9 protein-coding genes are annotated in these 12,557 nt (G+C 75.9%); 5 read left to right on the top strand and 4 right to left on the bottom strand.

The features are described 5' to 3' along the window. Window positions 1-86: 86 nt before the first annotated feature. Complete coding sequence (locus FKM96_RS18170) at window positions 87-470, bottom strand: oxidoreductase (RefSeq protein ID WP_147796431.1); 384 nt, start codon at window positions 468-470, stop codon at window positions 87-89. Between the two features lie 235 nt (window positions 471-705). Here FKM96_RS18170 and lpdA point away from each other — a divergent pair, with 235 nt between their 5' ends. The 3 genes from lpdA to FKM96_RS18155 all read left to right on the top strand — a co-directional run bounded on the left by lpdA (window position 706) and on the right by FKM96_RS18155 (window position 6,368). Further along, window positions 706-2,091, top strand: a complete 1,386-nt coding sequence (gene lpdA / locus FKM96_RS18165) for a dihydrolipoyl dehydrogenase (protein WP_147796430.1) — start codon at window positions 706-708, stop codon at window positions 2,089-2,091. Window positions 2,092-2,123: 32 nt separating this feature from the next. After that, window positions 2,124-3,932, top strand: coding sequence for a 2-oxoglutarate dehydrogenase, E2 component, dihydrolipoamide succinyltransferase (sucB, locus tag FKM96_RS18160; protein ID WP_147796429.1), 1,809 nt, complete (start codon window positions 2,124-2,126; stop codon window positions 3,930-3,932). A 291-nt stretch (window positions 3,933-4,223) separates the two neighbouring features. Next, window positions 4,224-6,368: a glucoamylase family protein gene (locus FKM96_RS18155; RefSeq protein WP_168217042.1), complete on the top strand. Its 2,145-nt coding sequence runs from the start codon at window positions 4,224-4,226 to the stop codon at window positions 6,366-6,368. A 99-nt stretch (window positions 6,369-6,467) separates the two neighbouring features. Here FKM96_RS18155 and FKM96_RS18150 read toward each other — a convergent pair whose 3' ends face one another. Next, a complete protein-coding gene (locus FKM96_RS18150) occupies window positions 6,468-7,499 on the bottom strand; it encodes a LacI family DNA-binding transcriptional regulator (protein ID WP_147796428.1) in 1,032 nt (343 codons plus the stop codon). Window positions 7,500-7,572: 73 nt separating this feature from the next. Between FKM96_RS18150 and FKM96_RS18145 the strand changes: the two genes are divergently transcribed. Beyond that, a complete protein-coding gene (locus FKM96_RS18145) occupies window positions 7,573-8,460 on the top strand; it encodes a TIGR01777 family oxidoreductase (RefSeq protein WP_147796427.1) in 888 nt (295 codons plus the stop codon). Between the two features lie 127 nt (window positions 8,461-8,587). Here FKM96_RS18145 and FKM96_RS18140 read toward each other — a convergent pair whose 3' ends face one another. Together FKM96_RS18140 and FKM96_RS18135 are read right to left on the bottom strand one after the other, a co-directional pair. Then, on the bottom strand, window positions 8,588-9,622 hold the full coding sequence (locus tag FKM96_RS18140) for a Gfo/Idh/MocA family oxidoreductase (RefSeq protein ID WP_147796426.1): 1,035 nt from the start codon (window positions 9,620-9,622) through the stop codon (window positions 8,588-8,590). Between the two features lie 10 nt (window positions 9,623-9,632). Further along, on the bottom strand, window positions 9,633-11,984 hold the full coding sequence (locus FKM96_RS18135) for an MMPL family transporter (protein ID WP_147796425.1): 2,352 nt from the start codon (window positions 11,982-11,984) through the stop codon (window positions 9,633-9,635). A 77-nt stretch (window positions 11,985-12,061) separates the two neighbouring features. Here FKM96_RS18135 and FKM96_RS18130 point away from each other — a divergent pair, with 77 nt between their 5' ends. After that, window positions 12,062-12,529: a MarR family winged helix-turn-helix transcriptional regulator gene (locus FKM96_RS18130; RefSeq protein ID WP_246855057.1), complete on the top strand. Its 468-nt coding sequence runs from the start codon at window positions 12,062-12,064 to the stop codon at window positions 12,527-12,529. Window positions 12,530-12,557 lie beyond the last annotated feature (28 nt).

Here is a 12,557-nt window from a genome sequence, read left to right as displayed (position 1 = left end):
TTTCGCGCCGAGATCGGTGCCTGCCACCACCGATCTCGGCGCGAACCACCGATCTCGGCGCCCGCCCGTCGTCGAGCGGACGAGGGTCAGCGCGGGTCGGCCGCGCGGCGGGCGGCGCGCTCCCGGGCGGCGCGCTCCCGCTCGATCCGCTGCCGCGTGTTCCAGTCCCGCATCCGCTGCGGGTAGCCGGTGCGCTGCACGTCGTAGAACGGCACCCCGAGCTCCTTCGCGATGTCCCACCCGGCGCGGCCGTCGGGCACCCGGCGGCGGGTCCACTCGCCGTCGGTCGCGATGAGCATGAGCGTCGTCTGCGTGACGTTCGTCTGCGGCTCGAGGTACGCCTCGACGCCCACGCGGGTGCGCACGAACTCGCGGAGGTGCCCCACGGTCTCCTCGCGGGCGGCGCGTCCGGTCGGCGGCGCGTCCGGCGCGGCGGGGGCCGGGCGGCGGCGGCGGGAGAACAGACCCATGCCGGGAGCGTAACGGCGCATGCTGGACCCCGGCTGGGAATCACCCGGGTGCCGCGCGGGCGCGCGCCGTGCCTCGGACGGCCCGCCGACGCCCGCTGCACGGCAAGACATGGGATGACTGTTCCCAGAATCACACGCGGCCCCCGGTCATCTGGGTCGTCCGGCCTACGCGGGGATGACAAGATGGCTCGGGAACAACCGCGTTCCCCTATGTCTGCGCCGGAGGAGTCTTCACGTGTCCGACACGACCGGATCCGCTTTCGACATCGTCGTCCTGGGCGGAGGGAGTGGCGGCTACGCGGCTGCGCTCCGCGGTGCCCAGCTCGGCCTCAGCGTCGCCCTGATCGAGGGCGACAAGGTCGGCGGCACCTGCCTGCACAACGGCTGCATCCCCACCAAGGCCCTGCTGCACGCGGCGGAGCTCGCCGACAACGCCCGCGACGGCGCGCACTTCGGCGTGCAGACGCAGCTCACGGGCATCGACATGAACGGCGTGAACGCCTACAAGGACTCGGTCATCGGCCGGCTCTACAAGGGCCTGCAGGGCCTGATCAAGTCCCGCAAGATCACCGTGTTCGAGGGCTACGGCAAGCTCGTCGCGCAGGACACGGTCGAGGTCAACGGCGAGCGGGTCACCGGTCGGAACGTCATCCTCGGCACCGGCTCCTACGCCCGGTCGCTGCCCGGTCTGGAGATCGTCGGCCGCGTCATCACCTCGGACCAGGCGCTCAAGCTCGACTACGTGCCGAAGTCCGCGATCATCCTCGGCGGCGGCGTCATCGGCTCCGAGTTCGCGAGCGTGTGGAAGTCGTTCGGCGTGGACGTCACGATCATCGAGGCGCTCCCCCACCTGGTCCCGAACGAGGACGAGGCGCTGTCCAAGGCGTTCGAGCGCCAGTTCCGCAAGCGCGGCATCAACTTCAACCTGGGCGTCCGGTTCTCCGGCGTGACCCAGGACGACAGCGGCGTGCACGTCTCGCTGGAGGACGGCAAGACGTTCGACGCCGACCTCCTGCTGGTCGCCGTCGGCCGCGGTCCCCGCACCGCCGACCTGGGCTACGAGCAGCAGGGCATCACGCTCGACCGCGGCTTCGTCATCACGAACGACCGCCTGCACACCGGCGTCGGCAACATCTACGCGGTCGGCGACATCGTCCCGGGCCTGCAGCTCGCGCACCGCGGCTTCGCCCAGGGCATCTTCGTGGCGGAGGAGATCGCGGGCCTGAACCCGCAGCCGATCGTCGAGTCGGGCATCCCCCGCGTGACGTACTCCGACCCGGAGGTCGCGTCCGTCGGCCTGACCGAGGCGAAGGCCAAGGAGGTGCACGGGGCCGACGCGATCGAGACCCTGGAGTACAACCTCGGCGGCAACGGCAAGAGCCAGATCCTCGCGACGCAGGGCTTCATCAAGCTCGTGCGCCAGAAGGACGGCCCCGTGATCGGTGTGCACATGATCGGCGCGCGCGTCGGCGAGCTCATCGGCGAGGGCCAGCTCATCGTGAACTGGGAGGCGTACCCCGAGGACGTCGCGGCGCTCGTGCACGCCCACCCGACGCAGAACGAGGCTCTCGGCGAGGCGCACCTGGCGCTCGCCGGCAAGCCGCTGCACGCCCACAACTGACCACACGAACTTCGAAGGAGGCACGAGCGGTCATGTCCGACAACGTGCAGCTTCCCGCTCTCGGCGAGTCCGTCACCGAGGGCACCGTCACCCGCTGGCTCAAGAACGTGGGCGACCGCGTCGAGGTCGACGAGCCCCTGCTCGAGATCTCGACCGACAAGGTCGACACCGAGGTCCCCTCGCCGTTCGCCGGCGTGCTCGAGCAGATCCTGGTCCAGGAGGACGAGACCGCCGAGGTCGGCGCCGTCCTGGCCGTGATCGGCGACGGCTCGGGCGCCGGTGGCGACGCCGCCCCGGCCGAGGCCGCCCCCGCGCAGGAGGAGGCCCCGGCCCAGCAGACCGGCGCCACCACGCAGGGCGAGGGCTACGGCGACCCGGCCCCCGAGGTCGAGTCCGCCTCCCCCGCGACCGAGCAGCCCGCCCCGGCGCCCGCCGCCGAGGCCCAGGGCTCCGGCGACGGCCAGCAGGTCACCCTGCCGGCGCTCGGCGAGTCCGTCACCGAGGGCACCGTCACCCGCTGGCTGAAGCAGGTCGGCGACTCCGTCGAGGTCGACGAGCCCCTGCTCGAGATCTCGACCGACAAGGTCGACACCGAGGTCCCGTCGCCGTTCGCCGGCACGCTGCAGCAGATCCTGGTCGGCGAGGACGAGACCGCCGAGGTCGGCGCCCCGCTCGCCGTGATCGGCTCCGGCTCGGCGCCCGCCGCGTCGGGTCGGTCGCAGGACGGCGCGGCCCAGGCCGCCGCCCCCGCCGCGACCGAGGCCGCCCCGCAGGCCGCTGCTCCGGAGGAGGCCCCCGCGCCGACGCCGGCCCCGGTGCCCGCCCCGACGCAGTCGGCCCCGGCCGCCCCCGCCGCGCCGGCGCCGCAGCAGCAGGCCGCCCCGGCCCAGGCGCAGGGCTCCTACCTCACCCCGCTCGTCCGCAAGCTGGCCGCCGAGAAGGGCGTCGACACGTCGACCCTGACCGGCACCGGCGTCGGCGGCCGCATCCGCAAGGAGGACGTGCTCGAGGCCGCCGCGAAGGCGGAGGAGGCCGCCAAGGCCGCCACCGCCCAGCAGGCCCCGGCCGCCGCCCCGTCGGCGCCGTCGGCCCCGGCCGCGGCGAAGTCGGTGCAGCCGTCCCCGCTGCGCGGCACGACCGAGAAGGCCAGCCGCCTGCGCCAGGTCATCGCCGAGCGCATGGTCGACGCCCTGCACAGCCAGGCGCAGCTGACCTCCGTGGTCGAGGTCGACGTCACCCGCGTCGCCCGCCTCCGCGCCCAGGCGAAGGACTCCTTCAAGGCCCGCGAGGGCGTCAACCTCACCTTCCTGCCGTTCTTCGTGCAGGCCGCGGTCGAGGCGCTCAAGGTGCACCCGAAGATCAACGGCGTGCTCGAGGGCAAGGAGATCACCTACCACGGCACGGAGAACATCGGCATCGCGGTCGACACCGAGCGCGGCCTCGTCGTGCCGGTGATCCGGGACGCCGGCGACCTCAACCTGGCCGGCATCGGCCGGAAGATCGCCGACCTCGCGGGCCGCACCCGTGCCAACAAGGTCACCCCGGACGAGCTGTCCGGCGCGACCTTCACGGTGACCAACACGGGCTCGGGCGGCGCGCTGTTCGACACCCCGATCGTCCCCGGCGGCACCTCCGCCATCCTGGGCACCGGCGCGATCGTCAAGCGCCCGGTCGTGATCAAGGACGCCGACGGCGCCGAGGTCATCGCGATCCGGTCCATGTGCTACCTGGCCCTGTCCTACGACCACCGCCTGGTGGACGGCGCGGACGCCTCGCGGTACCTGATGACCGTGAAGCAGCGGATCGAGGAGGGCGCGTTCGAGGCCGAGGTCGGCCTCTGAGCACCGCCTGACGCAGCACGCGACGCCTCGGCGACCCACGTGGTCGCCGGGGCGTCGTCGCGTCCGGGGCGGGGCCGGTCACACCCCGAGTGGAACGTTGTGACGGACACGCCGACGGTGTGTCCGTCACGACGTTCCACTGGCAGAGCAAGGGTCGGTCGGGTCTGGTCGAGTGGGCCGGCGGTCCGGCGCGAGCCGTTGACCGGTCCGCGGGGGCCGACTACTGTGCTGGCGCTCTTTCGACAACGGGTGTCGAAATTTCGGCGCCCCGGACCACGAGGACGTGACCCGATGCGAGCAGCACCCCGCGCCACCGGACGGCGCCGGCCCGACTCCCCCGAGCCCCCGCCCGGGCGCCGACCCCGCCGTCGGCGGGCCGTCGCCGCGGGGCTCGCGGCCCTGCTGGCGGGCGCAGCCGCCGCGCTGGCACCGACCGCCTCGGCCGCCCCGGTCCCGGCCGGCGGCGACCAGGCCCAGGGCGGCGGGCACGGTGGCGGCCACGGCGGGGGGCGGGACGTCCGCCAGCTCCGCACGTGGCTCGCGGACACCTACCGCTCCCTCGACGCGATGACCGACCCCGGCACCGGGCTCGTCGCGGACAACATGCCCGGCGCGCTCGAGCCCGGCACCGCCAGCGCGTACACCTCGCCGACGAACATCGGCGGCTACCTGTGGTCGACCGTCGTCGCCCGGGACCTCGGCCTGCTCAGCCACCGCGACGCCCGCGACCGGATGGCGACGACGCTCGCCACCCTGGAGCGCCTGGACCGGCACGACGAGTCCGGCATGTTCTACAACTGGTACGACCCGGCCACCGGCGACCGCGTGGACACGTGGCCGGACAGCGGCGACCCGGTCGAGCACTTCCTGTCGTCGGTCGACAACGGCTGGCTCGCCGCCGCGCTGCGCGTGGTCGCGTCCGCCGAGCCGCGCCTCGCGGACGAGGCCACCGCGCTCTACGACTCGATGCACTTCGGCGTCTACTACAACCCCGAGGGCCGCGCGGACCTCGGGGTCGGGCTGATCCGCGGCGGGTTCTGGGACTCCGAGCCGTCGGGCTGCTCGGTGCCCGGGAACTACACCGGCGGCGAGACCGTCTACTACACCTGCCACCACTACGACACGACCGTCTCCGAGACCCGGATCGCGCTCTATCTGGGCATCGCCGACGGCGAGATCCCGTCCGAGGCGTACTGGGGCACCTACCGCACGTTCCCGTCGACCTGCGACTGGTCCTGGCAGGAGCAGCGCCCGAGCGGCGTGACCCGCACCTACGACGGCGTCCCCGTCTACGAGGGCGTCTACCACTACGACGAGATGGCGCTCGTGCCCGGCTGGGGCGGCTCGATGTTCGAGGCGCTGATGCCGGACATGCTGGTGCCCGAGTCCGAGTGGGCCCCGCGCTCCTGGGGCGTGAACCACCCGCTGGTCGTCGAGGCGCAGAAGCGGCACGGCCTGGACGAGACCGGCTACGGCTACTGGGGCTTCTCCCCCGCCAGCGATCCCCACGGCGGCTACGCGGAGTACGGCGTCGACGTCCTGGGCATGCGGTCGGACGGCTACCTGTCGGACGGCACGACCGACGTCGACCTCGGCTTCGCGGGCTGCCGCGAGGCGACCAACCCGGAGCCCGAGTTCGGCGACGGCGTCGTCACCCCGCACGCCGCGTTCCTGGGCCTGGAGTACGACCCGCGCGGCGTGGTCGACAACCTGCGGAACATCGCCGCCGACTTCGACGCCTACGGGCCGGGCGGCTTCTACGACGCCGTGGCCGTGCGGTCCGGGACCGTCGCCGAGCGGTACCTGTCGCTCGACCAGTCGATGATCGTCGCCGCGATCGGCAACTACCTGCGCGACGGGCTGCTGCGCGACTACGTCGTCGGGCCCGACATGGAGCAGAACCTGAAGCCGGTGCTCGCGGCCGAGGTGTTCTCGTCCGCCGCCGAGCCGGTGCCGCCCGTGCTCACCGACCCCGCGCCGGGGTCGACGGTCGACGCCGTGACCCGGCTGGCGGGCACCGGCGAGCCCGGCGCCCACCTCACCGTGACCGGGCCGGCCGGCACCGCGTGGTGCACCGCCGACGTCGACGCGGACGGGTCCTGGGCCTGCGACGTGGCGACCCCGCCCCGCGCGGGCGAGCACGCGCTGGCCCTGTCGACGACGAACGACGCCGGGATCACCGTGCCCGGCTCGGCGGCCGCGCTGACCGTCGCGGCCGGCGCGGGTCCCGGGCCGGGCGACGCCGGCGTGGTCGAGCCCGGGGCCGAGGACCCGGGCACCGGCACGGCGCCGGCGGGGGAGGAGCCCGCGGCCGGCGGGGCCGCGGAGCCCGCGCTCGCGGTGACGGGCGCGCACGCGGCGCTGGGCGTGCTCGCGACGCTCGGCGCCCTGGCGGCCGGCGCGGGCCTGCTCCTCCGGAGGCGCCTGACGCTCTGACCTCCACGCGACCACCGACGCCGAGTCTCCGGACCTGGACTCCCGCGACCCAGCGGGACGAGTCCGAGCTCGGAGACCCGGCGTCGGGGCGTGGGCGCGTCAGCGCGGTCGCGGCGCGGACGTCGACGCCCGCACGACGAGGCGCGTCGCCAGCTCCAGGTGCGCGTGCCCGCGCCCGCCGCCCTGCCGCGCCCGGTGCGCGAGCGCGACGGCGGCGTCGCCCATCTCGTCGAGCGGCTGCCGCACGGTCGTGAGCGCCGGGTCCAGCCAGGCGGCGACCGGCTGGTCGTCGAATCCGACCACCGACAGGTCCTCCGGCACCCGGACCCCGTGCTCCCGGGCCGCGCGCAGCACGCCGATCGCGGTGTCGTCCGAGGCGGCGAACACCGCGGTCGGCGGGTCCTCGGCGCGGAGCAGCACCTCGGCGGCGCGGAAGCCGGCGTCCACGCCGTACGCCCCGCCGCGGACCAACTCCTCCTCGACCACGAGGCCCCCCTGGATCAGCGCGGTCCGGTACCCCGCGAGCCGGGCGACGGCGTTGTCCTGGTCCTGGGGCCCGGTGATCGTGGCGATCCGCCGGTGGCCGAGCCCGACCAGGTGCGCCGTGGCGTCGAGGCCGCCGCGGAAGTTCGTCGCGGCGACGGCCAGCAGCTCCGGGTCGGGCCGGGTGCGCGGGTCGACGACCACGAGCGGCACCCCCGCCCGCGCGAGGTCGGCGCGCGCCGCCTCGTCCGGGACGCCGACGACGCTCACCAGCCCGTCCGTCCCGCGGCGCAGCGCGTGCCGGACCCAGGCGCCGCCCGACCCGGAGCCGGGGTCGGAGTCGACCGTCACCACCAGGTCGGCGCCCAGCCGCGCCGCGGCCCGGGCCGCCCCGCGCACCACGGCCTCCGCCCACGTGCTGTCCAGGTCGACCACCCGGAGGTCGACGAACCCCGTGCGCCGGCTGCCCGACGGCCGGACCGCGTAGCCGTGCCGGGCCAGCACGGCCGCGACCCGCTCCCGGGTGGCGCCGGCGACGTCGGGCCGGGAGTTGAGCACCTTCGACACGGTGGGCACGGAGACGCCCGCCTCGGCGGCGACGACGGCGAGGGGCGGCGGCGCCCCGGCGCCCGGGTGCTCGGCGTCCATGGCCCCCCAGCGTAGGGGTCCGCGGACGACCCCCGGCGCGCCGGGCCGCGGCGGCGCACGTAGGGTCGGCCGCATGATCGTGGTGGTGGCGGGGTCGAGCGGGCTCATCGGGACGGCGCTGGTCGCGCGGCTGCGCGCGGAGGGCCACGAGGTGCGCCGGCTGGTCCGCCGCGCACCGCGGACCCCCGACGAGCGCGCCTGGGACCCGCGGGCCGGCGTGCTGGACCCGGCGGCCCTCGCCGGGGCCGACGCCGTCGTGAACCTGGCGGGCGCGGGCGTCGGCGACAAGCGGCTCACCCCGGCCCGCAAGCAGGTCGTGCTCGAGTCGCGCACGAGCACCACGGGGCTGCTCGCCCGGACGGTCGCCGGGATGGCCGAGCCGCCACGCGTGCTGCTCCAGGGCTCCGCGACCGGCGCGTACGGCTACCGCGGTGACACCCGGGTGACCGAGGAGGAGCCCTACGGCACGTCCTACCTCGCCGAGGTCGTCCGCGCGTGGGAGGCCGCCGCGGCGCCCGCGGTCGCGGACCCGCGGGTCCGGGTCGCGTTCCTGCGCACCGGGATCGTGCTGGCGCCGTCGGGCGGGGCGCTCGGGCGGCTGCTGCCGCTGATCCGGCTCGGGCTCGGCGGACCGCTCGGGTCGGGCCGGCAGTACTGGTCGTGGATCAGCCTCGAGGACGAGGTGCGCGCGATCCTGCACCTGCTCGACGCGCCGGTCGGCGGGCCGGTGAACCTCACGGCCGAGCCGGCGACGGAGCTCGCGATCGTCCGGGCCCTGGCCGACCGCGCGCACCGCCCCGCGGTCCTGCCGGTGCCGGGCTTCGCGCTGCGGATCGCCCTGGGCCAGTTCTCGGAGGAGATCCTCGGCAGCCTGCGGGTCGTCCCGGCGGCGCTGACGGCCTCCGGCTTCCAGCACACCCACCCCACCCCGGAGTCCGCGGCGGCCTACGTCCTCCCCTGACCCGCGAGTCCCACCCGCGCCCCCGACGGCCCCGCCGAGCGGGCACTCGATGTCCCCTCGACGCCCGGGACGGGGACGTCGAGTGCCCACTCGGCGGCCCGGCCCGGTGGGCGGGCGCGGGCGCGCGCTACGCGTCCAGCGCGACCGCGCGGTGCTCGCGCGCCGAGACCCGCGCGGCGTCCAGGACGCGCGCGGTCACGACGGCGTCGGCCGGGTCGACGGGAACCGGCCCCGTGCCCCGCACCCACGCCTCGACGGCCCGGTAGAAGTCCGGGTGCCCGCCGGGCGCGCGCCGTACCGGCACCCGCTCGTCGCCGTGCACCAGCCAGCCCTCGTGCGCGTCGTCGCCCTCGTCGAGGACGGAGAACGGCGTCGCCTCGCCCTCGAAGCTCGTCACCAGGTACGCACCCCGGTCGCCGAGCACGCGGGTGCGCGGGCCGGGCGCGCCGACCAGCCCGCCGGCCTGCAGGTGGCTGATGACCGCGGACCCGTCCGGCCGCGGGGCGTGCGTGAGCGCGAGGAACACGTCGTCCTCGGCGGGGGTGGTGAGGCTGCGGAGCTCGGCGTGCACCCGCGCGACCGGCCCGAACAGCTGGACCGCGGAGTCGACCAGGTGCGCCCCGAGGTCGAGCAGCAGGCCGCCGGCGCGGGTGTCGTTCTCCTTCCACCGGTCCTGCGGCACCGGGCGCCACCGCTCCCAGCGGCGCTCGAACCGGTGCACGGTGCCCAGCTCGCCGGCCTCGAGCAGCCCGCGCAGCGTCAGCTGCTCCGGGTCCCACCGGCGGTTCTGGAACACCGTCAGCCGCCCGCCGGCCTCCGCGCCGAGCCGCGCCAGGGCGGCCGCCTCGTCTGCGGTGGTCGCCAGCGGCTTGTCGACGACGACCCACGCCCCCGCGGCCAGCGCCTGCGTGACGTGCTCGACGTGGTCGCCGGTCGGGCTGGCGACGACGACCACGTCGAGGTCGGTGGCGTGCGCGAGCAGCGACGGGACGTCGGCGTCGACCGCGACGCCCGCCCAGTCCCGGCCGGCCGCGGTGGCGCGCGCCGGGTTCCGGGTCACGACCCGGGCCACCTCGGCGCCGACCTCGCGGAGCAGCCGGGCGTGGATGCCCCGCCCCGCCGAGCCGTAGCCGACCAGTCCCACCCGCAGCGCGTCCGTCATGGCCGCCACCCTAGGCCCGGTGCACGCCCTCCTCCTGACGGGCGAGCCGGCTCGGCCACCAGGTGCGGCGGCCGACGTCGTGCACCAGCGCCGGGACGAGCAGGCTGCGGACCACGAGCGTGTCGAGCAGCACGCCGAACGCCACGATGAACGCCAGCTGCGCGAGGAACAGCAGCGGGATCACGCCCAGCGCGGCGAATGTCACCGCGAGCACCACGCCCGCCGAGGTGATCACCCCGCCGGTCACCGCCAGCCCGCGGAGCACGCCCTCGCGGGTGCCGAGGCGCGCGCTCTCCTCGCGGACGCGGGTCATGAGGAAGATCGAGTAGTCGACCCCGAGGGCCACCAGGAACGTGAAGGCGTAGAGCGGGACGGCCGGGTCGGCGCCCGGGAAGTCGAGCACGTGCTCGAAGACGAGCGCCGCGACGCCCAGGGCGGCCGCGAACGACAGCACGTTGGCGAGCATCAGCAGCACCGCGGCCACGACGGACCGCAGCAGCACCATGAGGATGAGCAGGATCACGACCAGCACCACCGGCACGATCACCCGCAGGTCCCGGGTGCCGGCGTCCTGCGCGTCCAGCGTCTCGGCGGCGGCCCCGCCCACCAGCGCGTCGGGGGCGACCTCGTGCACCGCGTCGCGCAGCCGCTCGACCGTCGCGACGCCCTCCGTGGTGTCCGCGGCCGCCTCGGTGGCGACGTCGACCAGCACGTCCCCGTCGACGACGACCGGCTCCGCGGGCTCGTCCGCTCCGGGGCCGCCGCTCCCCGTCGGCACGCCCGTCGCCGCCCCGGTGTACGGGGCCGCGGACACCACGCCGTCGACGGCCAGCGCCGCCTCGACCACGGCGTCGGCCTCGTCCTGCGCCACGATCACGGTGGCGGGCTGGACGGTGCCGGCCGGGAAGTGCTCGGCGAGCACCTCCTCGCCGGCCACCGCGTCGACGTCGGTCAGGAACACGTCGGCCTGGCTGGTGCCCGAGGCCTGGAACGTCGGCAGGAACGCCGCGCAGCCGAGCAGGATGACGGTGGTCAGCACCCACACCAGCCGGTCGCGGCGGCCGACGCCGCGGGCCAGCCGGCCCCACAGGCCCTGGGCGGGCGCAGGGTGGCCGGCCGGCGCGTGCGCGCCGTGGTGGTCGTGCTCCGGGACGGCGGGGGCGGCCGCCCCGACGGCCGCCGGCTCGTCGTGCGCCGGGCCCACCGCGTGCGCGCCCGGCTCGGCGACCCGCGGCACCCGCGGCCAGAACAGCGCCCGGGACCGGCGCCCGGCGATGAGCAGCAGTAGCGGGAGCAGGGTGAACGCCGCCAGGTACGCGGCTGCGATCCCGAGGGCGCCGACGGGGCCCAGCGACCGGTTGGACGCGAGGTCGGACAGCAGCAGGCAGAGCAGGCCGGCGACGACGGTGCCCGCGCTGGCGGTGATCGGCTCCAGGCTGCGGCGCAGCGCGCGGCGCATCGCGGCCGACGGTGCCTCGACGGTGCGCAGCTCCTCGCGGTACCGGGCGACGATCAGCAGCGCGTAGTCGACGGACGCGCCGACGACCAGGATCGACAGGATGCCCTGGGCCTGGCCGTTCAGCGTCAGCACCCCGGCGTCGGCCAGGTGGTAGACGGCGAGCGCGGCGGCGCACAGCGCGAACACCGCGGTGAGGATCACCGCGAGCGGCAGGAACGGCGACCGGTAGACCAGCACGAGGATCACGAGGACCGCCCCGAGGGCGACGAGCAGCAGCACGCCGTCGATCCCGCCGAACGCGTTCGTGAGGTCCGCGACGAACCCGCCCGGCCCGGTGACCCAGGCGCGCAGCCCGGCCTCGCCGGACGAGTCGGCGGTCGCGCCCAGCTCGTCGGCCAGCGTGTCGCGGACGGCCTGGACCGTCGCGCCGACCACGCTCTCGTCGTCGGCCAGCGAGGCGTCCGCCTGCGCGGCGTCGAGGGACAGCGGGACCAGCAGCGCCTCGCCGTCCTCCGAGGGCACGACGACCGGGTCGGCCGTGAGCACGTCACCGAGCGTGGCCGGGTCGCCCGCCGCCGGGTCGGTGCCGGGCATCGGCACGTCCGGCAGCGCTGCGACGACGGGCTGCACCGCCTCGATCGCGGCCGGGTCCAGCGCGCCGCCGTCCTCGGCCTCGAGCACCACCAGCACCGGCAGCGCCTCGGACTCCGTGAACGCCGCCGACGCCTCCGCGGCGCGCGTCGACTCCGCCGACGACGGCAGGAACGCCGCCGCGTCGTTCGTCTGCACCTGCGAGAGCTGCCCCTGGGCCATGCCCCCGAGCGAGCCCACCGCCAACCACCCCGCGGCGACCGCCAGCACGGCCAGTCCCCGCCCGATCCCCCGTGCCCCGTTCCTCAGCATGCTGAGCACTATGCGGGATGCGCCGCGTTCCGGCAACATGAGGCCGGGGCAACTGCCCAGCAGGAGGAGAGGGACGAGTGGAGCGCGACGCCGGAGGGCCGCAGGAGCACCCGCGGTGGCAGGCGATGGCCGCGCCGGAGCCGAGCGGCTGGCCGGTGGGCCGGCTGCTGTCCGCCGCCGCGCGCCGGGTCGAGCGGGACTGGAACGCGCACCTCGCGTCCTGGGACCTCAACCACGCGAGCCAGCCGGTGCTGGTCATCCTGCTGCGCGGACCACGCACCCAGGCGGAGCTCGCGGCGCTGTGCGACGTCACCGAGCAGACGATGAGCCGGGTGCTCGCCCGGCTCGAGCGGTCGGGCTACGTCACCCGGACGGCCCACGCCACCGACCGGCGCAAGCACCAGATCTCCGCGACCGACGCCGGGCGCGCGGCCGTGCTCGCGGCCTCGGACCCGGTCGCCGCCGAGGCGATGGTCACCGACGGGCTGACCGCGGAGCAGGTGGAGCAGCTGCGCGGGCTGCTGCTGCTGGTCGCGCGCCGCTGACGGGACGTCGTCGCGCGGCGGTGGCCCG

The organism is Cellulomonas sp. Y8 (assembly GCF_008033115.1).
Classification (GTDB): domain Bacteria; phylum Actinomycetota; class Actinomycetes; order Actinomycetales; family Cellulomonadaceae; genus Cellulomonas.
This window is presented reverse-complemented; position numbering and strand designations above follow the sequence as displayed.